We start from the raw sequence: 22,298 nt of genomic DNA, 5'->3' as shown, positions 1-22,298 counted from the left end.
CGCTTAATTATAAGGAAATATGTAGACATTAAATATCATCGATTTCTATTTTTGGCTTCAATCCACCGGCCCATATACTTGGAACTGGCCGCGGTATGATGCATCAACATTTGCCCGGTAAAGTTCTGCCGACGATGTTGATCAAGATTCCTTTGAATGTGTGTTATCTGATCAATCAAAGCCCTTTTAAAGTCGACTTGTGCAAAACGCTTATTGATTATAAGAGCTCCCTGTTCCTGAGAAGCTTTCCAAACCTCTTCATCGTTATATAAACGAACAGCAGCATCAGCAAATTTTTCGGGCTCATCAGCAATAACGCCCCCCCACGAAAGATTTCCCTGAATACCTTCTGCTCCAATAGTTGTGGTAATACTCGGGGTGCCGCATTGCATTGCTTCGATCAATTTCCCTTTAAGTCCGGCTCCAAATCGAAGCGGAGCTAACATCACTTTTGCTTCTGATATAACATCCGCAGCATTCGGTGCCCTTCCCTCAATAATAAATCCAGAATCCGGATCATGCATCTGTTCGGCTTCTTGGGATACATACGCTCCATAAATATGCAGCTGAGCATCAGGCAGTTGTTTTCGTATCAAAGGCCACATCTGTTTCTTTAAATATCGAACAGCATCCATATTTGGGGCATGACGAAAATTACCAATCGTCATAAAGTCTTTTCGTTGACCATAATCACGCCAATTTGATGCTGTTGAGGGGGTTATAGCCTCCAGAACAAACGGCAGATACTGTAACAAATCTGATTGCACACCAAATGTATTTTCGAGCAGATCCTGTTCCGTATCCGAAATAATAAGCGATAAATCGGAGCGGTAGATACTGGCAATCTCACGTTTGGCATCTTTTGATGATCGTAAATCGGCCTCGGTACACGAGCGGCTCTCATTTACTGCTTTTTTACGTGCTCTCCTCAAAAAGTGTAAGTCTTCGGTATCCAGCACCCGCACGGCATTGGGGCACTGCTCAGCAACCCGCCATCCAAATTGTTCTTCGACCACGAATCGATCAAAAAGAACAATCGATGGACGTAAGTCTGCCACAAAAGTATCAAATGTTGAACTATTGATCTCTATTGATCTGGTATTAACCCCTAACGATTCCAAATTGACCATGTGCTCAGTTTTAGCAGCTGAGCTGGCAAACGTTACTTGCCAACCTTGGGCTTGAAAAAGTTCTATAAGTTGTACCATCCGTTTACCCGCAGCTGAAGAGCTGGGTTCGGGCCAAACAAAGCCTATAATAAGTACGTGCTGCTTTATTGTTGGTGCCATTATACAAATACGTTATTCGTAACGTAGACTTTCAATAGGATCTAACTGTGCAGCTTTGTAAGCGGGGTAAACTCCAAAAAGAAGAGCAATAACAAACATCCCAAAAAAGCCAGACAGCACAGCCCAAATGGGAATAACCGGTTCTGTTTCAATCCATAAAGCCATACCATTACCTGCTAATACACCAAGGGCTATGCCAATAAGTCCGCCCAGCTGACAAATGAAAATTGTCTCAGTCAAAAATTGGGAAACAATCGCTTTTTTTGTAGCGCCTACGGCTTTCCGGAGTCCAATTTCGCGGGTGCGTTCCGATACTGATACGAGCATAATATTCATTACCCCAATACCGGCACCAAACAACGTGATGCCGCCAATCACAAATCCCACGGCATACAAAATAAAGGTGAACTGATCGAAAGTGCCGCCCAGTGAATCATTGGTTTCGATTTCAAAATCATTTTCAGCACCGGGTGCTACTTTGCGGATCACCCGCAGTACTCCAGTAATTTCATCCATCGCCATATCAATAAATTCCATGGCCGGTGCCTTCACCTGGATATCGATATTACGATCTCCGCCATAAACCATAAGTCCCGCCGTATAGGGAATAAGTACGAACTCATCTTGAGATTGGCCAAACACACTTCCCTTTTGATCCAATACACCAATCACTCGGTATTGATGTCCCGCGACTCGAATACTTTTACCCAGTGGATTTTCATTTAAAAAGAGCTCTTGCTGTACATCATAACCGATAATAGCATATAGACGTCCATACTGTATATCTTCTGAACTAAAATTACGCCCTTCACTCAATTCATAGGCATTATTATCAAGATAATACTGGTTGCTGCCTATAACCCGAACTGTTGGATCTGTTTCCTCATTCCCATAAATAACTTTGGTATAGTCAAAGGTTTCATCGGGACTTACATCCTCGGCCATCCGAAGCATATCCTGCAATCGTTCAGCGGTCTCAAAAGTAATATCCTGCCGATTTCTCACATTATCGGCTCTACCCCCCATCTGCATCGACGGTGTCTTAGAAACATTAATAACATCGCCTCCCATCATACTCATCGTATTCTGGAAAAAGTTATCCAGCACAGCAACTGCAGTAGTAGAAACAATCACTGAGAACACCCCCACTACCAATGCCAATAACGTCAACGATGAACGCAATTTGTTAGCCCAAAGGGAATCGAATGCCTGTTTGAAAATTTCTTTAAGGTTCATCTTATTCGTATCTCAATGATTCGATAGGATCTGATTTAGCTGCTCGATAAGCCGGAACGAATCCAAAAAACACGCCCACTACAGAACAGAGTATGATGGCTGCAAGAACAACACTCAAGTCAATACTGGCTACAAATATTTGGTTCAGCAACATGCTTAACGGATAGGAAAGTAATAGACCAATTAATCCTCCCAGCAAACACATGATTACCGCCTCTATTAAAAATTGGTAAAGAATCTCCCACGCTTTCGCCCCAACGGCTTTTCGAATACCAATCTCTTTTGTTCGCTCTCTGACGGATACAAACATGATATTCATCACACCGATACCACCAATAATTAGCGAAAGAGCCGTTAATGCCCCACCCACCAAATATAATCCGGTTTTGAATGACGAAAGCTGAGCCTCAAACGCCTGGGGTTTATTGAGCTCAAAATCATTTTTTTCAGCAGCATCTAATCCACGAATACGCCGCATAATTCCTTCAAGTTCGTATTCTCCTTCCTCCAGTATTTTCTCATTTGGGTATTTCACAGCGATCTGGATATTGCCTCGCGTGCTAAAAATCTGTCCATACGCTTTTATGGGCGTCATAGCTCGACGATCCATATCCGCAAGACCCAAAAATTTTCCCTGTTTTTCCAACACACCAATCACTCGAAATCGCTGCCCACCAATACGAATCTCTTTATCTAATGGATTACTCCGATCAAATAGATTTTCGGCCAATGAGGCCCCAAGTACCGTTACTTTTGCTCCACGTTGAATTTCTTCTGGCGTAAAAGCACGACCGATTTCTATATCAAGTCCAGCCGTTTCAAAATATTGGTCCGTTACCCCAGCCATAAAAACGCCATCGGCACTTACATCGTTATACCTGATTGAGGTACCCCGTGCCGCCACTGCTGATACTGCCGATGACAGTTGACTGTATTCCCGAATATCATCAACATATTCTAATTTGATATCACGACGACTGCGATACTCCCACCACTTATAGTTTGGTCCGCGATTCCAGGGTTGTTTCTCAACATACACAACGTTCTGTCCCATCATGGCCATGCTTTTATCAAATTCGGCATCCATACCATTGCTAACCGCATTCATCAGCGTAACCATTACAATACCGATGATAATACATAGCGTTGTAAGAAAGGATCGGGTTTTATTAATACCGAGTGCACTGAGAGAAATTTTGAGTCCCTCCCAACTGCTGTTCAAAAATCGACTAATTTTAGACATGCCCTATCTTCAGGTTTAAATTGTAACGACGACCTATACGGATTAATAGAAAAATCGTTACATCTTTTTTTAAAAAATTCGAAGTTTAGCGATCCTGCAAAATTCGGCTATATTATACGGTAAATTTTATAGAAAATGCATGTCATGAAACTGGATCTTTTAGCTCTATCTGCTCATCCTGATGATACTGAACTCTGTTGCGGCGGAACCCTTGCTGCTTTGGTAAATCAAGGAAAAAAAGTGGGCGTAGTTGATTTTACCCGTGGAGAGATGGGAAGTCGCGGCACGCCCGAACAGCGACTTAAAGAAGCCCAGCATGCTTCTGAAATTATTGGACTTGAAGTCCGCAAAAATTTAGGGTTACCGGATACACAACTCGAAAGTACGCGTGAATATCAGAAGAAAATCATCCAGCAAATTCGAAAATATCGCCCTCATATTTGTTTTGTTGGTGCGCCTTCTGATCGGCATCCCGATCATGGAAATGGTACCCGGCTGGCTTTAGATGCTATTTTCTTTAGCGGATTAACAAAGATTGAAACTTTTGACGAACAGGGGGATCCACAAGAGCGATGGCGACCTTCTCACGTGTTGCATTTTATGCAAGACCGTCCCTTCGATCCGGATATCGTTTTTGATATTTCTGATACGTTTGAAACAAAGAAAGAGGCAATCTTGGCTTTCGAAACGCAATTTAACGTAGAAAACCCGGGGGACGAACCAGAGACTTACATTTCTAATACCAACTTTTTTGATGGCATTGAAGCAAGAGCTCGTCACTATGGTCACCTGATTGGCGCCACCTACGGCGAACCGTTTATATATCAGAATGGACCGATGCCGATGGCTTCATTTGATTCATTATTTGAGACGGAGCCGCAGAGGTAAAAGCGAGAAGTACATTATCTTTCATCTCATTTTTTACTTCTTGCTTTTATCTCATCCTCATCAAAATAGTTTGCAATCTCATCCAGTAAAAAGGTATGCACTGCAGAATTTCCGGCTACAATTCGCTTACCGAATAACCAATCGTCCCCGCCAGACCAATCGGTAACCTTTCCACCAGCTTCTTGCACAATAAGCGCAGCGGCTCCTACATCCCATGGATTAAGAGAATACTCGTAGAACCCTTCGAAACGCCCACAAGCTACAGAGCACAAATCATACGACGCAGCACCAGGACGACGAACACCCTGTACCGTTGTCATTAACATACGAAAGTATGCCATATAGTGGTCTATCAGACTCAAATCATTATAAGGAAAGCCCGTACCAACCAGCGCATTTGAAGGATTATCTTGGTTTGATACTGTTATTGGATTGCCATTTAAAAAAGCACCTTTCCCCTCAATGGCTGTAAAATATTCATCGCGTGAAACCTCTAACACCAGTCCCATCTTGGGAATCCCATCTTCCCATAAACCAATGGAAACACAATATACCGGAAAACCATGTGCAAAATTAGTCGTCCCATCGATGGGGTCAATTAACCACGTTCGACCATCAGGCAACTCCAGTGTATCTGATGACTCTTCAGCCAAAATATGATCTTCGGGGAAGTTTTCTTCGATTACTGAAAGAATTGTTTTTTCCGCTTTGACATCTGCCTCCGTAACCAGATCATTCTTTCCTTTAAAATCGACTGAAAACGAATTTTTATTTCGGAAATCCTTAATAATTTGTGCAGCTTTTCGTGCTGCCTTCTTTGCAACATTCAGTTCTATCGTAAAATCTGACATTCGAAATATAGATTAGACTAACATTAAAGAAATGGTATAGCTCTTATTCTTCGGACTCCCGTTCATGCTTCATCTTATACTCAAACACCTTATCGGATACCTTTTTGGCAGCATCAGAATCAGGTTCGGGGAATAACTCATCAATAGGTGACTCCTGCAATAGTGTTCGCTGGCGACCTGCTTCTTTCATTGCTTTCATCACTTTTCGCCGCTCCTCTTCATCATCAGAAGCATTATATCGCTTGTATAAATCTTCTTGCAACCGCTCTAAATAGTGAATCTTTAAAGCCTTAAGTGCTCCTTTTGCTGTACGATAGGGATTTTTATCCCGCTTATACTGTACGCCTATTTTCTCGTGATGCCGTTCGCTCACTGTATGTTCTTCGAGCACCACTTCCCCGACGAGTTCAGGATAAGGATGTTCACGCTCGGCATAAGCCTCAACTGACACCTTTTTCTCAGCTTTATACCGTTCGATAATATCCTCGTAAAACGCCCGGAGTTGCGGATCTTCAAACTGTTTCTCATTACATTGCGAGCCGATGTAGTCAATCATATCGCGGTCATACATCAGCATTAAGCGAATCAGCTCTTTTTCATAATTGGGTCGTTTCTTAGGGGGTAAAGGTTCGCTTTGCCTTTGAGAGGTATTTCCCTGCTCTTCAAACCCAACCGAGTGGGGCGTCGTTGCCTGGGGGCGTTGATCCATATCCACATCCTGCTGACGGTTTTCGCGCCGTTCTCGAGCTTCACGCTCTCGACGTCGTTTTTCACGCTGTTTAGCTTTCTGGCGCTCCTCTTTTACTCTTTTTCGGATTTTCCCCAACTCTTCAAACAGCGCCCGATCCCCGATTTTAGCCTTGCTGTTCAAATGCTGCACATATGTTTCTCGGGATACCTGATCCGGCATATGGGCAATGCTTTCCAAAATCTCAGAGATAACTTTCTTCTTTTCAGCAGGCTCTTCCCAGCGTCCTTCCTCTTTGGCTTTGATAATTTGGTAACTCAAAAAATCTTCCGACTCTTCGTCCTTCATCTCCAGAAATGAATCCTTCCCAAACTGTCGAACAAACGAATCCGGATCTTCTCCTTCAGGCAACTCCAACAGCTTTACATCCATCCCTTCTCGCAGCGCAATATTGATACCCCGCTTCATTGCCCGTTCGCCGGCGGAATCCGAATCATAAATCATAGTAATAGTATCACCATAGCGGTGCAGCAACTTCATTTGGTCAGGCGTCAATGAAGTACCACTGGAGGCGGCCACATTATTAATCCCGTATTGCTGCAGAGAAATCACATCGGTATATCCCTCGACAAGAATAACCTCATCGTTCTTGCGGATATCATTTTTAGCAAAGTTTATTCCATACAATACTTTGCTCTTATTATAAACCTTGGTCTGTGGCGAATTTATATATTTGGCCGTTTTCTTATTATCGCTCAGCACACGTCCGGCATATGCAATAACCTTACCTGAGGGATTAAAAATCGGGAACATCAACCGTCCCCGAAATGCATCATAAAAACCATCACCATGATTACTGGGTTTGACAAGGCCGGCCTCGAGCAAATACTCTTCATTAAGACCGGAATCAATTGCTGTGCGATAGAGTTTTTCCCCATCCGATGGCGCATAACCCAACCCATATTTTTTTATGATCGAGCGGTCGTACCCCCTACTTTGCAGATAATCCCGGGCTTTCTGGGCTTCCTTCGTTTCCATTAAATGACGAAAAAAGAATACCCCAGCATATTTGAGAGCGTGATAAATACCTTCACGGAGGTTGTGTTCTTCATCAAATTCCTCAGCATCTTCTTCGGGTAGCGATACGCCATACCGGTCGGCCAAAGAACGCAACGCCTCCACAAAACCGACCCCCTCCATTTCCATCATAAAATTAAACACATCCCCAGACTCTCCACAGCCAAAACACTTGTAGATTCCCAAGTCTGGCGTAACATGAAAAGAAGGAGTTTTTTCATCATGAAACGGACAAAGTCCTTTCCAACTCCGGCCCGATCGCTTCAGTTTTACATAGTCCTCTACCACCTCGACGATATCCGCCGCACCTCGAACTTCTTCTTTTTTTTCATCGGGAATCATGGTTGCCATAGCACCGAAATAATAACAGAAATGACGATGATAATCATCCCTTTTTAATGATGAATTTAGAATTGATAAGCAGGAATTATCCAATATTATAATATCTTATTTCCTGATTCATAATTATCAACTGTGATCTTTGCCAAATCACGATGATGTGGGTATATTCCGACCGACTTAAAGAAACTATTTAACCTAATTTCAAAGTTCATGAGCGTACTTGTAGGTAACGACACTCGATTAGTTGTACAAGGAATTACCGGTAGTGAAGGAAGCTTTCACACCGAACAAATGATTGAATACGGCACCAATGTTGTAGCCGGTGTAACACCTGGAAAAGGTGGACAAAAACATCTTGATTTACCCGTTTACAATACGGTAGCTGATGCTGTTCAAGAAGAAAATGCCAATACGTCGGTTATTTTTGTGCCTCCAGCTTTTGCCGGAGATGCTATTTCGGAAGCTGCGTTTTCCGGCATTAAAACCATTATCTGTATCACCGAAGGCATACCGGTTAAAGATATGGTTACGGCTAAACAAATTGTTAACAGCCACGGAGCTACGCTCATTGGTCCAAATTGCCCCGGTGTTATTACACCTGGCGAAGCCAAAATAGGAATTATGCCCGGCAGCATTTTCACCGCTGGCAAGGTAGGACTCATCTCCCGTTCCGGAACACTAACTTACGAAGCTGTTGACCAGCTTACGAAAGCCGGCCTCGGACAAAGCACGGCTATTGGAATTGGCGGCGACCCTGTGATTGGAACGACACACACCGACGCGGTAAAACTTTTTGAAAAAGATGACGACACCGAAGCAATTGTACTGATTGGTGAGATCGGCGGAACCGCTGAGGAAGAAGCAGCAGCCTATATCCAAGAAAATATCGACAAACCGGTTGTCGCATTTATTGCAGGTAGCACAGCTCCTCCCGGCCGTCGTATGGGACATGCCGGCGCTATTATTTCCGGTGGCGAAGGCGGTGCCGACGCCAAGAAAAAGGCCCTCCGTGATGCGGGTGTTACCGTTGTTGATAGTCCCGCTGAAATTGGGAGCACGCTTAAAGAATTGTTAAAAACAGCCTAAATCGATCGATAAAGAAATATAGGAAGAACCATTGCAAATCCTATCATGTCATGCTGAACTTGCTTCAGCATCTATTGCAATAGACCCTAAAATAAATTCAGGGTGACACAGGTTTTTCAAGAATCTCTAAAGCCTTCTTTCCACTTGGAGAGAAGGCTTTTTTATTATCTATTTTCAGCTTATCATCAGATTGACTTAAAAAATATACGTTGTTATATGGGTTACCTTATTTTTGGTTTTGCTGTCGGTACTCTCGTGAGTGGATTAATTGAAAAATTTAATAAAAACGAAGCTACAAACTGGATCAATCCACGTTATCTTTTTTTACTCAGTGGTTTATTGTTCGTGGTTTTTATCTATCTCGAATGGCATCAAATCCAACAGGTATTTCAAAACCTATTTTTTTGATGCCCCTTTCCCCTTTAAGAGCCGACCACTCGTTACTTTATTAAACTCTCCATCCCCGCGAACATGAGTCCCGTTCACCATAATCCAGTTAAAACCTTCGGCTAATTTATGGGGATGTTCAAACGTTGCCCGATCCTCAATTTCCTCCCGATCAAAAATTAACAGGTCAGCTTTTTGCCCTTCCCGGATAAACCCTCGGTCGTTCAATCCAAGCGTTTTTGCTGGCAGACCACTCATTTTATAGATAGCTTCTTCAAGACTCAGCAACTCTTTTTCGTTCACATAGTACCGAATAATTTTAGCAAAACTCCCATACCCCCGCGGATGGCGCATCGTAGGACTCCCATCCGAGCTTACCATCACTTTTCCTCCCATCAAAAGCCGATCCTGCAACGCCTGATCCATTACAAAATGAGCCGCTGAAGCCGCCTCGGGACCCATTTTTATAAGCAGATCTACAGGAGATACCTTTTCCCGTTCAGCGGCCTCCTTTAGGCTTAATCCGGTATAATCACCCGATCCAAAAAGAATTGCATCAGCACCATTACGTTGTTCTACCTTATCCTTCAAAAACCGCCGAAGCACTTCAGGACGTTCCTGCAAAGCGTTTTTCCACTCATCCTCCGTCTTAGCCCAATCCGGAAACACAATACCAATTCCCGTAAAGCTGGCTGAATACGGATAAATATCTGCCGTCATCGTAATCCCTTGTTCCCGAAAACGATCGATATAATTAAGGATTTCTTCGGCACGTTTTTCTCCTTCGCCATATACCACTTTTAGATGAGAAACATGTACATTCGAAAACTCCCCCTGTTGAGCCAATTCGTCCAGCGAAGCTTCCATATCCGAATCATCTTCACTACGCATATGACTCATGACAATTCCATCGTTTTCGCCCACGATCGCAGCCATCCGCTTTAATTCTTCTTCAGCAGCATACATACCCGGCACGTATTCCAATCCCGTACTCATTCCAAATGCTCCATCCTGCAAATCAGCTTTCAACAATCTATGCATTCGCTTTAACTCTTGGCGGGTAGGATTTTGTTTACCAACGTTCACCTTGGCACGAATGCTTCCGTGTCCCGATAACATTGCAATATTTACGGTTGGATTTGCTTCTTCAACTTTTGCCAGCCAATCATCCAGCTCCCCAACAGCCGGTGACGAACCATCCTGCCCCAATACAATAGTAGTAATACCCATCGCCAAAAAGTTATGAAAGCCTGGGGTTTCCAGCGGATTGCCGTGAGCATGCGGATCAATAAACCCAGGTGTGACTACCTTGCCACTGGCATCAACGTTCTTTTGGGCCCGTACAGTATCAGGATCAAGAGGCCCAACAAATGCTATTGAATCACCTCGAACTAATATATCAGCCTGATAAGGCTTCCCTCCGGTCCCATCAATAATTGTACCTCCAGCGATATGCCAATCCCATTGTTGCTGAGCCTGTACTTCAGAAATGTAACATGATCCAAAAACAATAAACGCTGATAACAGTAAAATGAATCGTTTCAATACAATAGACTTTAATTACAAATGGTGTTAGTAAAGGAATACATTACAAAGAGTTTTGTAAAGAAAATAACCGTCCCGAATATCCGCACTAAATAACATTCAACTACCGTTATTACCGAGTAAAAAGTCTAACGTGTTTTTACAAAAACAATTTTGCACCATCTTGGGTTTACAGTTATTTTAAAAAATAGTGGTTCGAAAAAAGCTACATATCGCACTGGGAATTTTTGTTGCATCACTTGTTGGTGTAACCCTTACTTTTTCTACCCTCCACTCCCACCACAACTTAGAATTACATAACTCATCAGAGTTTGCGAATACCGGACACTGTATTACCGCTGATACTACGCTTTGCCCGATATGTGCTCACCTCATCCAGAATGATGATTTTTTGAATGACTATTCGGGCCCATCATTTACTGTTGTAAATACGATTACGTTCGATCCAGCTAATATCTGGACTCCTCTTTTCTATCTCCCTAATAAGGGACGCTCACCTCCTATTCTTGGCTAACTTTGGATTTTTTCTACCTATTACTGCCTGACAATGGCATGTAATATTTGCCCCTATACACAATTTTCACATTAAAGAGCCAAGAACCATGAATATTTCTACACATTTTCCGAACAAATTAATTGTCCTTACTTTTGCGACAGCACTTCTTTTAGCAGGATGCAACAATCCAGCCAGTAACGATGATCATGAAGAACATTCTGATCCCCATAGCATAGAATTTGTGATGAACGGAGATACGATCGTTACCTATGCGGATGGAGAGGTCAGTGGACATTTCCATCTTGAGGCAGGACAAGAAACTTCGTTGATAACCGCTGAATTCTTCGACGAAGATGGCAATGAAATCCATGGTGAAGATCTCGGAGACGAATATTCTTTAGGCTGGGAGATTGCCAATACCGATCATGCAGATATCGAACAGCATGATGAAGATGGCAAATGGAGTTTCCACATCGTAGGTAAATCGGCCGGAGAAACAACCGTAATTTTCAAGCTCATGCATGGTGCTGATCACTCAGACTTCAGTACTAACTCCATTGAAATTCACGTAGAAGAACACAATAACTAATAGCAGTGACATATATCGGAGGTGAGTCTATATTCGCCTCCGATTTCTTTAACAGGAATTAATAATCCTTTGAATGTCACCATTTACGACCATGATGTTTGTTGCCAAAAACTTTCTACTTTTTTTATTGCTTCTGGGGATGTTACAGCCCATCGCTGGATTTGCCCAAAATAGTACTGTTACAGGAACAGTGGTGGACGATGAAACGGACGAGCCAGTCAGTTATGCCTACCTCTTCATGGAAGGTATCAACCGGGGACAAACGACACATAGCGATGGCTCCTTTACCTTTAAAGACGTACCTGCTGGTACCTACTCTATCAAAATGCAGCGCATCGGTTACAAAACGCGTTCGCAGAGTATAGAAGTCCCGTCCAATGATACCCTGCGAATTACGTTTCGGATAACTCCCACCATTTTAGATAATGTAGGTGTTGAGGTCATTGGCCAATCTGAACGTGGAGGGAATGGTCATCTGGAAAATGCTACGCAAACTATTTCCGGTGAAACGCTGCGACAGAATTTGAGTACCACGCTTTCGGGTACGCTTGAAGATATGCCCGGAGTTAGTACCCGATCAATGGGAACCGCTCCCGGCCGACCAGTGATGCGCGGTCTGGGTGGTGAACGACTGATGATTCTACAAGATGGCGAACGGTCGGGCGATGTATCATCCCAATCGTCCGATCATGCTGTTACTGTTGATCCGATGTCGGCAGAAGAAATTGAAATTGCACGCGGCCCCTCTGCATTAGAATTTGGATCCAACGCTATTGGCGGGGTTATCAATGTGGTGCAAAACCAGGTTCCATCGAGTATTCCTGATCATACGCACGGAACAGCCAGTTTGCAAGGTGAATCTGTAAATACCGGTGGAGCCGGAGGCGTGGAATTTGCAACCCCAATTAGCAATAGCTTTGCTCTTAAAGTAAATGGTAATTTCCGTTCAGCATTAAACACCCAAACTCCCAACAGCAAACTTACTAACTCTGGAATATTATCCACCAATAATACGGTCGGCTTAGGATATGTTCGCCCCTGGGGACATGCCGGCCTTTCTGCCAATATTTACCTAAACAACTACGGCATTCCACCCGATTCCTTGGGAGGCCATCCGAATGGCGTCAATATTGAAATGGAAAAACTCCAGGTCAAAGGCACGACAGAAATCATTTTGGATCGTCCATTTTGGCAAAACCTTGAAGTGGATCTCTCACACAAAAGTTACTTCCACCAGGAAATTGAGTCCAGTGGATTTGTAGGGACAGAGTTTGGTGTGCTTACCACAAATACCTCCGTCAAAGCTAACCATAATGAATTTACACTCTTCGATGAAGGAAAAGTGGGGCTTTGGGCTGAACGAAAAAACTACGCTGTTAATGGCACGCGTACCCCAGATTCAGACTCCTATAGTTTTTCCGGGTTCTTTATTGAAGAAAAAGATATTGGTTCGTTACACCTTGAAGTCGGAGCGCGGCTGGATCACACCACTGCTATACCGGATGTCGAGAATGAATCCATACAGGGACGCCCCATTAGAGATCGTAACTTTACGGCACTGGCCAGTTCGGCCAATATTGTTTATGATTTGGGAGGTGGATTTTTTACCGGTGCCAACATTATTCACTCCTTCCGTCCTCCATCCCAAGAAGAACTTTTTTCGCAAGGTCCCCATTTAGCCTCCTATTCTTATGAAGTGGGTAATCCCGATTTAGATCCCGAACGCGGACTCGGAAAAGAACTTTATTTCCGGTATCGCAGCTCTAATGCCCGGGCGGAACTGACCTTTTTCCACAATGGATTTAACAATTACAATTATGCCCGCAATACAGGGGAACCATCCCCACAAGATCGGTCGCTGTATATCTATCAGTTTACCGGCACCCAGGCAGTATTACAAGGCATTGAATTTAGCTCTCAACTCAAAGTTTTTGAGAACTGGGCGCTATCTACCTCAATGAGTTACACACACGGAAAGCGCAAATTATTCGATACCGAGCAACAAAATTCCGATAGTGAGTGGAATCCTCTCCCCATGATTCCTCCCCTTAAGGGAAATGTAGAAGTAAGTTATAATAACAGCGGACTTAAAATTGGTGCTAAAAGTAAATGGGCAGCCGAACAAAACCGCACTGGTGAATTTGAAACATCCACCGACAGTTATGCCATTTTTAACCTCTTCGGTCAGTATAGGTTTCAAAAATGGGATCTGATGCATACGCTCTCTCTTAATGCCAACAATATATTCAATACTACCTACCGCAATCATTTATCACGTATAAAAGAAATCTATCCCGAACCGGGCCGCAATATCTCTTTGTTATACCGCATGTACTTTTAAGACTTCAAAATAACCAAGTACAAAAGCAGATATCTAATGTTCAACCATTTGACCAGCAGATTTAGCAAGATCCTCACGCTGCTGGTTGGAGTATGTCTGATTGGTACTGCTTTTCATATCCATCAGCTGCATCCGGATTACACGCTTCAAGATTCAAATAATCCTCATCATCTGAGCGTTGATCAGCCGGATTGCGTTGCGTGCATGAATCTAATGCAGGCCCTTGCCGATGTGCACGACACTGGCAATACTATTCGCGATGATTTTATCTCCATTTCGTTACTATCTGATCAGATTTTAATCCTTGAGTTTGTTTCTGATCTCAATAACAAATCTCCGCCTGTCTAATTACTGACTTACCTTTCAAAGATTAAAACACTAAAAAGATATTTATTCAGTAATTATGAATTATTCATTTACTAAATCACTACTTTTTGTTGTACTGTTTTGTCTCTCGACATTGCTCGGAGTGCAAACCACTTATGCTCAAACAAAATCAAACACCGTCATTAAAGGAACCGTTACCGATGACAACAATGAAGCCGTTGCCGGCGTAAATGTTGCCTTTCCACAGTTGAATCGTGGTACCTACACAAAAGCAGACGGTTCTTATACTATTAAAGGTTTACCCAGCGGAACCTACACCTTGGTATTCTCATTCGTTGGTTATGAAAACCAAAACAAAGAGGTAAGACTTAAAAAAGGAGAACCCTTAACGCTTGATATCTCGCTGCAGCGAACACTTATTCAAGAAGAAACCATAACCGTTACCGGCACGCCTTATGCCTCGGATCCGCTTACGACCCCGGCCGATGTAGATATCTTAACCGGTGACACCAAGTTTTCTAAACAGCAAACCTCACTGGGTGCCTCTCTTGATGAGTTGGCTGGCGTCTCCAGCATCTCCACCGGAAGCCAGATGGGCAAGCCCGTCATTCGCGGGCTAAGCGGTAGCCGCGTCCGTGTCCTTGACGACGGCGTAGCCATGGACTATCAGCAGTACGGGGTTCGTCATGGTCCCAACGTTGATCCCTTCACTTCTGAACGTATTGAAGTGGTACGTGGAGCAGCCAGTGTACAATATGGTTCTGATGCTTTGGGCGGTGCTGTAAATGTAATATCAAACTCACTACCCGATGCGGTGGATGAGCAGCCCTTCTTGCAGGGGCAGACGCTTGGTGAATTTGCTACCAACAATGATGAACTTGTGGGCGGACTGCATCTCAACGGAGCCTCTGGCCGGTTTGGTTTTACCAGTACCATTATTCGGCGCTCCTCCGGTAATATGAAAGCTCCTGAAGTAGCCACTTTCCAGGAATCAAATAACACCTCAGCCCCAAAATTTTCGGGAGAACTTGATCACACCGACTATGACCAGCTTAATGGTAGTTTAGGCATTGGATATCAAACCGGATTAGGTCAAATTTCTGCCGAATACACCCGCTGGCAAAACAATCATAACTTTTTACTTCCCAATGGAAAAGGATTGGGACAAAACCTGGAAAATAATACTGTTCAACTTGAGGGGAATTTAAATCTCGGAAATAATTTTATCCTCAAACCTAACCTCACCTATTCCAGTAACTTACGACAATCAAGTCCGGGAGGTGGAAATGCAGTTCCCCGTAATGAGCTGCCCGACGAAGGATATGCGCATCTCGATATACTTCTGAAGAATTACAATGCCAAGATGGGGCTTGAACATCCCGAAATCGGACCTTTTTCAGGTACTATCGGGCTGGAATATAAATACCAAGATCAGGCTACCCGCGGTGTAGAACCACTGGTACCCAGCGCAACAGTACAAAACGTTGCGGCCTTTGTCTTTGAAAAAGCTGAAATCAATGATCTCACACTCTCTTTCGGAGCTCGAGTTGATGCTCGTTCGCAGGAAGCCGAGCCGAATAGTGATCTTAATCTTCCAGACCAGTCTGCCGGTGAAACCAGTGATGTTCTGGATCAATCCTATTTGGAATTCAGCGGCTCTGTGGGAGCTACCTACCAGTTTACGGAATCATTGGCTTTAGCCGGAAATGTTGGGCGTGGCTTTCGAGCTCCCAGCCTTTTCAACCTCCACGTTGATGGTGTGCACGGGGGCATCGCCGCCTACCAGGTTGGAAATCCCTACTTGGATTCTGAACACTCACTGAATACTGATTTATCATTACGTTGGAGATCAACAAACCTAAAAGTAAAAGCCACTGTTTATCGAAATGCAATCGATAATTACATCTTTTTAGTCAACACCGGGGAATTTGCAGGCCCCAATAACGATGGTCCCCCTATCCTTGAGACCGTCCAGGGTAATGCCCACTTAGTTGGTGCCAATGCAAATATTACCGCACAAGTATTACCATGGCTGCAACTCTCAGGTACCTTTGAAACGGTTCAGGGCGAAAACGTGGATCAGGATATCTCCCAGGTAGATGACCTTCCACTACTTCCCCCCACCAAAGTAAGCGGAAGCATAAAATTTGTTAAACGCGAGCTTGCCGCTTTTCAAAACACCTTCCTGACTATTGGTGTTGAACATGTCGCGTCAAAAGATGCAGCCGGTCGCTATGAGCCATTTTGGCAATTTGGGAACGCCCCCAAGTTCAGTAATTTTGGAGTAGCATCAACCGATGCCTATACCTTGGTTAATGCTACTGTTGGCGGAGAGATCCCTCTATGGAATCGTCCAATTTCTCTTCAAATTTCAGCCAATAATTTACTTAATGAAGCATATCGCGACTTCCTCGATACCTATAAAGGATATGCGTTAAGTCCCGGTCGCAATGTCAGCTTCCGGGTTAAAATTCCCTTCAGTATTCTGTAATAACCAAAATTGGGAGCATCTAATCTGCAGGGTGCTCCCATTTTTTTATTTTAGTTTACATTATCGGCTGTTTAATACCTACATTTCAGTATTAATGTAATACTTAATAAAACCCTCACCTCCTCCATCAAAACTGAACCGGTAAAGCAATATAGTTTCCTATTATTTTATCGGTTAAAATTAGCACTTCGAACTGTTTGTCCGTAATTTTTGACTCATTAAAAGTAAACAGAAGCTGCAATGGACAACATCCACCATTACGAAATCAAGCACGAACTGGGATCGGGACAACACGGGACGGTTTATTATGCCATCGATACTAATTTGAAGCGCCCCGTAGTTATTAAAATTGTACATCCCAGCCGGGCAAAAGAGAAAAAGATTCGGGAACATATTCTTGAAGAAGCCCGTATTGCCTCGGCTATTCAGCATCCCAACGTGAGTGCCATATACGAAGTCGGTCAATATGAGGAGCGCCCTTACATTGTTATGCAATATGTTCCCGGACGTACACTGGCCGAATTGCTGGAGGATGGAGCCCTTAATCTACAGTTTGCTCTTTCTTTAAGTATTCAGATTGCCGACGGTCTGGCGGAAGCTCACAAGCTGGAAATATTGCACCGCGATCTAAAGCCTGCCAACATCATGGTTACCGATGGTGGACTCGTTAAGATCCTCGATTTTGGACTGGCCAAGCGACGCGAAGCGTCTGAAATAGATACAATAACGGATGAAAAACAAGCCGGTGATAATAACAAAATGCAGTCCTCCCGGTTTGGTACCACCGCTTACATGGCCCCCGAGCAGTTTATTACACTGCGCAGCAGTAAACAAACAGATATTTTCTCGCTGGGCATCATCCTGTATGAGATTGTCACTGGCCAACACCCATTTCTGTTATCCAGAAATACAGAGGAAACAGATCTCATCAGGGTTATTCGATCAGTCAACCCCACACCGCCTCACAAGCTGCATTCTGATATTCCAGAATCCCTTAGTAATTTGATAATGAAAGCGCTGGATAAACAACCCAGCAATCGTTTTGAATCTGTTTCAAATCTCCATGGTGCGCTTAAAACGTTGATGAAAAGCATGGATTTTGAACAGGGCATTATCCCCGGTGAACGTTCGGCACTCCTTCCCTCCCCATCTCAAAAACAAGATACGCGGGAACACAAGGGATTCCTTTCCATGCTTACCGAGTTTTTTCTGCAAAAGGATACACAAGATATTCCTGAAAACTCTATTGCAGTACTCCCATTTAAACAGGTGCAAGAGAATGGCAAAACACAGTATTTTGGATTGGCAATAGCCGATGCCATCGCCACACGGCTCTCTCAAAACGCCTCGGCAGTCATTCGTCCCCCAAGCACCTTTCTGTCGCTGTCCGACCAATCCATTGACGATATTGAAGCCGGAGAAAAATTAGAGGCTGAATATGTACTTACGGGATCCTTTTTCAGCACCGATGAAGGTTTCACCTTAAACTGGCAACTTGTTGAAGTCAACACAAAGGCTATACAAGCCGGTGATACCATTTCGATACCTTCTTTTGATTTGCTGAAAGTGCAGAACGACATTACCGAAGCAATCTTCGATGCCCTGTTTAGTCTTGGCAAGCTCGAACAAAGACAACAGAAAACCCCTTTTGATGATCTGCCTATTGATCTCTCTGAACAATATCTTGAAGCACAGGCTTTGCTCTCTCGATTTTTATGGGGATCAAATAATCCTAAAGACCTAATTGAGGGAAAAGAAAAATTTGAAGAGGTGTTGGAAAAAGCGCCTAACTTTGCTGCAGCCCACGCAGGACTCGGGCGCACGCACTTAAATTATGTAATGAACGGATATGGGGGCCCCACCTATTTTATGAAGGCTCAACAGCACTTGGAGAAAGCCCTTGAGCTCGACCCCGATAATGTAGAAGCCAAGCTGCAACGTGCCTATACCTTTCTTTGGCGGGGCGAAAAAGACCGGGCACGACGAGACATCCAATACCTGTTAAAACATAATGGACGTAATACGGAGGTGTTACTTGGAGCCGGTATTATTGTTCAACTTGATGGGCTACATCGCGAAGCACTTCGGCTCCTCGGAAAAGCGCTGCAAAAAAATCCTGCTGCAGCTATACAAATCTACAATCGCCGGGCACGGCTTAATCATTATTTGGGACAGCTGGACTTGGCATGGCTCGAAGTTGACAAAGGACTTACCCTCGAACCCCAGCACTCACTGTTAAAAACAACAAAAGGATACCTGTTTTTTAGTGAAGAAGCATATGAAAAGGCTATACCCATCTTGGAATCCGTCATTGAAGACGATCCCAATCGTCGGGTAACATATCCGACATTAGCAATGTGCTACGTTAAGAATAATCAGCCCAAAAAAGCACACTCATTAATTACCGACGAGCTGCTTACCATTGCTGCCACAGATTGTGAGATGGCATTTCGGTTAGCTTCTTATTTTGCTGTGGACGGCAATCACATCGAAGCCCTGCATTGGTTGCGTAAGGCCATCTACCTCGGTTATGAAAATTATCCCTGGATCAAAGAAAATCCTATTTGGAAACCACTCCATAACAATCAAGAATTCAAAGAAATATTAACTGATCTGGAACGCGTTTTTGAAACAAATAAAACGCGTTGGACAAAATTTCTTAATGACTTTTGGGAAGAGACCTGATTTGCTTATTTCTTCAACAAAGCTGTTTGAATATATCTCCAACTTTGCCCTGTAGTTATGTAAATCAATTAAAAACCCCATAATAGGGTTTTAATTTCTGCCATTGAAACACTTTCTTTAGCTTCACTAATTGCATAAAGAAATAATTGGGTTTAGCAGTCGTTGACGAACTGTTAAATCATCTAAAGCAAATACCAATTTTTTATAATACTTCACATGACTAATACCATAAAATATCTTTCCGCTATTCTTTTGGCAGTCGCACTTATCGGGTGCCAAAATGATTCAACCGAAGAAAATACTTCCCAACAACAGTCTCAGCAACAAGGCCAGTTGGAACAAATGCAGCAACAAGCTCCTGATGTTGATGTTTCTGATGAAGAAGCTGCTACTTTTGCCGATGCTGCTATGAGTGCTCAGCAAGTACAAATGCAGGCACAAAAGAAAATGATGGGAATTATTCAGGAAGAAGGTCTTGACATCCAGACTTATCAAAAAATTGCTCAATCGCAACAAATGGGACAAGGAGACTCTACCCAGTTTAGCGAAGATGAGATGAAAAAATTTGAGGCAGCAACATCTGGGATTGAAGAGCTACAAACTGAAATTCGAGATAGTGTAACTAAGGCTATTGAAGATGCTGGAATGGAAATGCAACGTTTCCAAGACATCAGTCGGGCTGCTCAACAAGATTCAGCTTTGCAACAACAAATTCAGCAGCAAATCCAAAATAAAATGGGTGGACAAATGCAACAAGGTACCCCACCCCAGAACTAATCAATAAAACGAATTAGTTATATACAGTCCGCTGTGCCAAACAGCGGACTTTTTTTATTTCAGAACCCCTTCAATATTTTGAGTAAAATAAACTTCTTTAAACTGTTATCCATCCGATAACAGCTCATCAGGAATGGGGTTATCTTCCCGTTCGCTGTTCCAGGTAATATTGGTAATCCACCATCGACTTTGATCATACACCAACTGTACACTATTCACCCCACGGTGTGTCACTTCCCCATCCTTACCAGATTTAATTATATAGGATGTCTGAACTGTAGCTATTTCTCCAAACTGGAACACTTCGCGATCCATCTCTTCTTCCCAAAAATCATTATTGGTAAAATATTCATCATTGCGTTCTATATATTGATCAGGCGTCATTGATACATACCGTAGCTCTCCATCTTCTGTTTGGGTTATCGCTGCCATAGATACCCCATCTTTAAACAAGTTCCCAAATCGTTGCCAATCGCGCTCACCAGCCGGACCGGAAATAACATCATACATAGCCGTAATAATACCATCAATATTATCGACATCATCAGCATTAGCCCGCTGTCCATATGTAACGCTGCTCAAGGTAAATAGAAAAACAAAAATTGCTCCGTAAAATACTTTTACTTTCATAATAACGTACGTTTGTTGTGATGAATATTGAGTTTCTACTGCAAGCTAAGAAATAAGTTACACCTCATTTCTATTTAATCGGAACGCTATCTCCACACATTTTATTTACATGCCATGCACTAAACCATTAACCAACATAGCAAAATAATTTCTAACAGCAACCAATCCCTCCTTTCAGATCTAAACCTCTATCTCATTTTTGGAATCACCCTATCGGCGGTGATGGGCGTGTCCAGTATCGCCCCTGCCCTGCCCAAGATGGCGAACGTACTCGACGTATCGAATGAGCGTATAGGCCTGTTGATTACCGCTTTCACCATCCCGGGCATGTTTTTAACCCCCTTTTTAGGTGTATTTGCCGACCGGCTGGGACGCAAAACTATTTTAGTACCCTCCCTGTTTATTTTTGGGATAGCCGGCTCAGCCTGTGCTTTTGCAACCGATTTCACCTGGCTTCTCATCCTGCGTTTTATCCAGGGCATCGGTGGGGCTTCGCTCGGTGCTCTCAACGTTACACTCATTGGCGACCTTTACAGTGGTAACCGACGGGCCACAGCCATGGGATACAACGGTAGTATCCTTAGTGTGGGTACTGCAGCTTATCCCGCCATCGGTGGTGGGCTGGCTCTATTGGGATGGTTTTATCCCTTTTTTCTTACACTAATCGCCATCCCTGTCGGCCTTATTGTACTGTTCAAACTCGACAATCCTGACCCTGATAATCACAAAAACATAAAATCCTATCTGGGCGATATCTTAAACGCTCTCAAAAAGAAACAGGTTATTGGACTCTTTGCCGCAAACTTCTTCACATTCATCCTGTTATACGGAGGATATTTAACGTTCTTTCCTATCCTATTAGATGAACAGTTTGGCAAATCATCCCTCTCCATCGGCATTATGCTTTCCGGTTCTTCCCTTGTTACAGCTATTGCTTCATCACAACTTGGCAATTTAACAAAACGTTTTGCAGAATCGAGTCTCATTATATTGGCAGCCATTTTATACTTGGGCGTTTTTATTAGTCTGCCATTCATTGAAAATATCTGGCTTTTTGCCTTGCCCATTATTGTTTTCGGGTTTGCACAAGGCATCAACATACCCAGCATACTTAATTTACTAACCCACCAAGCACCCAAAGAATATCGTGCAGCTTTTCTCTCTGTTAACTGGACAGTCATTCGCAGCGGACAAGCTATAGGGCCATTTATATTGGGATTAGTATATGCTGCGGTAGGACTGCACGGAACCTTTTGGGCTTCGGCGATTGCCGCATTGTGTTTTATCGGTGTGGCTGGTTTGTTGATCAAAAAGTAATTTTTTGACCTTT

At 43.4% G+C, this 22,298-nt stretch carries 17 protein-coding genes; 10 read left to right on the top strand and 7 right to left on the bottom strand.

The features are described from left to right. Positions 1-35 precede the first annotated feature (35 nt). From AAFH98_RS09575 to AAFH98_RS09565, 3 genes are read right to left on the bottom strand one after another with little or no spacing between them, the layout of a single operon-like run. Positions 36-1,289 (bottom strand): glycosyltransferase, encoded by a 1,254-nt coding sequence (locus AAFH98_RS09575; protein WP_342522481.1) that lies wholly within the window; start codon positions 1,287-1,289, stop codon positions 36-38. Between the two features lie 12 nt (positions 1,290-1,301). Next, a complete protein-coding gene (locus AAFH98_RS09570; RefSeq protein ID WP_342522480.1) occupies positions 1,302-2,525 on the bottom strand; it encodes an ABC transporter permease in 1,224 nt (407 codons plus the stop codon). Between the two features lies 1 nt (position 2,526). Continuing rightward, entirely contained in the window at positions 2,527-3,768 is a 1,242-nt protein-coding gene (locus AAFH98_RS09565) for an ABC transporter permease (RefSeq protein ID WP_342522479.1), read from the bottom strand. Between the two features lie 144 nt (positions 3,769-3,912). Here AAFH98_RS09565 and bshB1 point away from each other — a divergent pair, with 144 nt between their 5' ends. Continuing rightward, the gene (gene bshB1 / locus AAFH98_RS09560; RefSeq protein WP_342522478.1) at positions 3,913-4,656 is read left to right on the top strand and encodes a bacillithiol biosynthesis deacetylase BshB1; all 744 of its coding nucleotides are present in this window, start codon (positions 3,913-3,915) and stop codon (positions 4,654-4,656) included. A gap of 26 nt (positions 4,657-4,682) precedes the next feature. Here bshB1 and AAFH98_RS09555 read toward each other — a convergent pair whose 3' ends face one another. Together AAFH98_RS09555 and dnaG are read right to left on the bottom strand one after the other, a co-directional pair. Then, a complete protein-coding gene (locus tag AAFH98_RS09555; RefSeq protein WP_342522477.1) occupies positions 4,683-5,507 on the bottom strand; it encodes an inositol monophosphatase family protein in 825 nt (274 codons plus the stop codon). Positions 5,508-5,550: 43 nt separating this feature from the next. Beyond that, positions 5,551-7,623, bottom strand: a complete 2,073-nt coding sequence (gene dnaG / locus AAFH98_RS09550; protein WP_342522476.1) for a DNA primase — start codon at positions 7,621-7,623, stop codon at positions 5,551-5,553. A gap of 201 nt (positions 7,624-7,824) precedes the next feature. Here dnaG and sucD point away from each other — a divergent pair, with 201 nt between their 5' ends. Next, entirely contained in the window at positions 7,825-8,700 is an 876-nt protein-coding gene (gene sucD, locus AAFH98_RS09545; protein WP_342522475.1) for a succinate--CoA ligase subunit alpha, read from the top strand. A 396-nt stretch (positions 8,701-9,096) separates the two neighbouring features. On the opposite strand, the gene AAFH98_RS09540 is transcribed toward sucD, so the two are convergent. Next, positions 9,097-10,632 carry an N-acyl-D-amino-acid deacylase family protein gene (locus tag AAFH98_RS09540; protein ID WP_342522474.1) on the bottom strand — a complete coding sequence of 512 codons (1,536 nt, stop codon included), beginning with the start codon at positions 10,630-10,632 and terminating at the stop codon, positions 9,097-9,099. Between the two features lie 190 nt (positions 10,633-10,822). Between AAFH98_RS09540 and AAFH98_RS09535 the strand changes: the two genes are divergently transcribed. The 7 genes from AAFH98_RS09535 to AAFH98_RS09505 all read left to right on the top strand — a co-directional run bounded on the left by AAFH98_RS09535 (position 10,823) and on the right by AAFH98_RS09505 (position 20,338). After that, positions 10,823-11,146 carry a hypothetical protein gene (locus AAFH98_RS09535; RefSeq protein WP_342522473.1) on the top strand — a complete coding sequence of 108 codons (324 nt, stop codon included), beginning with the start codon at positions 10,823-10,825 and terminating at the stop codon, positions 11,144-11,146. 88 nt (positions 11,147-11,234) lie between these two features. Then, positions 11,235-11,717: a hypothetical protein gene (locus AAFH98_RS09530; RefSeq protein ID WP_342522472.1), complete on the top strand. Its 483-nt coding sequence runs from the start codon at positions 11,235-11,237 to the stop codon at positions 11,715-11,717. Positions 11,718-11,790: 73 nt separating this feature from the next. Next, a complete protein-coding gene (locus AAFH98_RS09525) occupies positions 11,791-14,058 on the top strand; it encodes a TonB-dependent receptor (protein ID WP_342522471.1) in 2,268 nt (755 codons plus the stop codon). Between the two features lie 36 nt (positions 14,059-14,094). After that, entirely contained in the window at positions 14,095-14,406 is a 312-nt protein-coding gene (locus AAFH98_RS09520) for a hypothetical protein (protein WP_342522470.1), read from the top strand. 55 nt (positions 14,407-14,461) lie between these two features. Beyond that, positions 14,462-16,876: a TonB-dependent receptor gene (locus tag AAFH98_RS09515; RefSeq protein ID WP_342522469.1), complete on the top strand. Its 2,415-nt coding sequence runs from the start codon at positions 14,462-14,464 to the stop codon at positions 16,874-16,876. A 240-nt stretch (positions 16,877-17,116) separates the two neighbouring features. After that, positions 17,117-19,561, top strand: a complete 2,445-nt coding sequence (locus AAFH98_RS09510; RefSeq protein WP_342522468.1) for a FlgO family outer membrane protein — start codon at positions 17,117-17,119, stop codon at positions 19,559-19,561. Positions 19,562-19,777: 216 nt separating this feature from the next. Further along, positions 19,778-20,338, top strand: a complete 561-nt coding sequence (locus AAFH98_RS09505; protein ID WP_342522467.1) for a DUF4168 domain-containing protein — start codon at positions 19,778-19,780, stop codon at positions 20,336-20,338. A 105-nt stretch (positions 20,339-20,443) separates the two neighbouring features. Here the strand turns inward: AAFH98_RS09505 and AAFH98_RS09500 are convergent, their stop codons facing one another. Beyond that, positions 20,444-20,968, bottom strand: coding sequence for a hypothetical protein (locus AAFH98_RS09500; RefSeq protein ID WP_342522466.1), 525 nt, complete (start codon positions 20,966-20,968; stop codon positions 20,444-20,446). A gap of 126 nt (positions 20,969-21,094) precedes the next feature. Here AAFH98_RS09500 and AAFH98_RS09495 point away from each other — a divergent pair, with 126 nt between their 5' ends. Then, complete coding sequence (locus tag AAFH98_RS09495) at positions 21,095-22,285, top strand: MFS transporter (RefSeq protein WP_342523460.1); 1,191 nt, start codon at positions 21,095-21,097, stop codon at positions 22,283-22,285. Positions 22,286-22,298 lie beyond the last annotated feature (13 nt).

Source organism: Fodinibius sp. Rm-B-1B1-1 (genome assembly GCF_038594945.1).
GTDB lineage: Bacteria > Bacteroidota > Rhodothermia > Balneolales > Balneolaceae > Fodinibius > Fodinibius alkaliphilus.
The sequence above is the reverse complement of the archived record's forward strand: the minus strand, read 5'-3'. Positions and strand labels throughout refer to the sequence as shown.

Coding starts and splice junctions, on each gene's coding strand:
- AAFH98_RS09575 (WP_342522481.1), bottom strand. CDS start 1,289: ATGGCACCAACAATAAAGCAGCACGTACTTATTATAGGCTTTGTTTGG.
- AAFH98_RS09570 (WP_342522480.1), bottom strand. CDS start 2,525: ATGAACCTTAAAGAAATTTTCAAACAGGCATTCGATTCCCTTTGGGCT.
- AAFH98_RS09565 (WP_342522479.1), bottom strand. CDS start 3,768: ATGTCTAAAATTAGTCGATTTTTGAACAGCAGTTGGGAGGGACTCAAA.
- bshB1 (WP_342522478.1), top strand. CDS start 3,913: ATGAAACTGGATCTTTTAGCTCTATCTGCTCATCCTGATGATACTGAA.
- AAFH98_RS09555 (WP_342522477.1), bottom strand. CDS start 5,507: ATGTCAGATTTTACGATAGAACTGAATGTTGCAAAGAAGGCAGCACGA.
- dnaG (WP_342522476.1), bottom strand. CDS start 7,623: ATGGCAACCATGATTCCCGATGAAAAAAAAGAAGAAGTTCGAGGTGCG.
- sucD (WP_342522475.1), top strand. CDS start 7,825: ATGAGCGTACTTGTAGGTAACGACACTCGATTAGTTGTACAAGGAATT.
- AAFH98_RS09530 (WP_342522472.1), top strand. CDS start 11,235: ATGAATATTTCTACACATTTTCCGAACAAATTAATTGTCCTTACTTTT.
- AAFH98_RS09525 (WP_342522471.1), top strand. CDS start 11,791: ATGTCACCATTTACGACCATGATGTTTGTTGCCAAAAACTTTCTACTT.
- AAFH98_RS09520 (WP_342522470.1), top strand. CDS start 14,095: ATGTTCAACCATTTGACCAGCAGATTTAGCAAGATCCTCACGCTGCTG.
- AAFH98_RS09515 (WP_342522469.1), top strand. CDS start 14,462: ATGAATTATTCATTTACTAAATCACTACTTTTTGTTGTACTGTTTTGT.
- AAFH98_RS09510 (WP_342522468.1), top strand. CDS start 17,117: ATGGACAACATCCACCATTACGAAATCAAGCACGAACTGGGATCGGGA.
- AAFH98_RS09505 (WP_342522467.1), top strand. CDS start 19,778: ATGACTAATACCATAAAATATCTTTCCGCTATTCTTTTGGCAGTCGCA.
- AAFH98_RS09500 (WP_342522466.1), bottom strand. CDS start 20,968: ATGAAAGTAAAAGTATTTTACGGAGCAATTTTTGTTTTTCTATTTACC.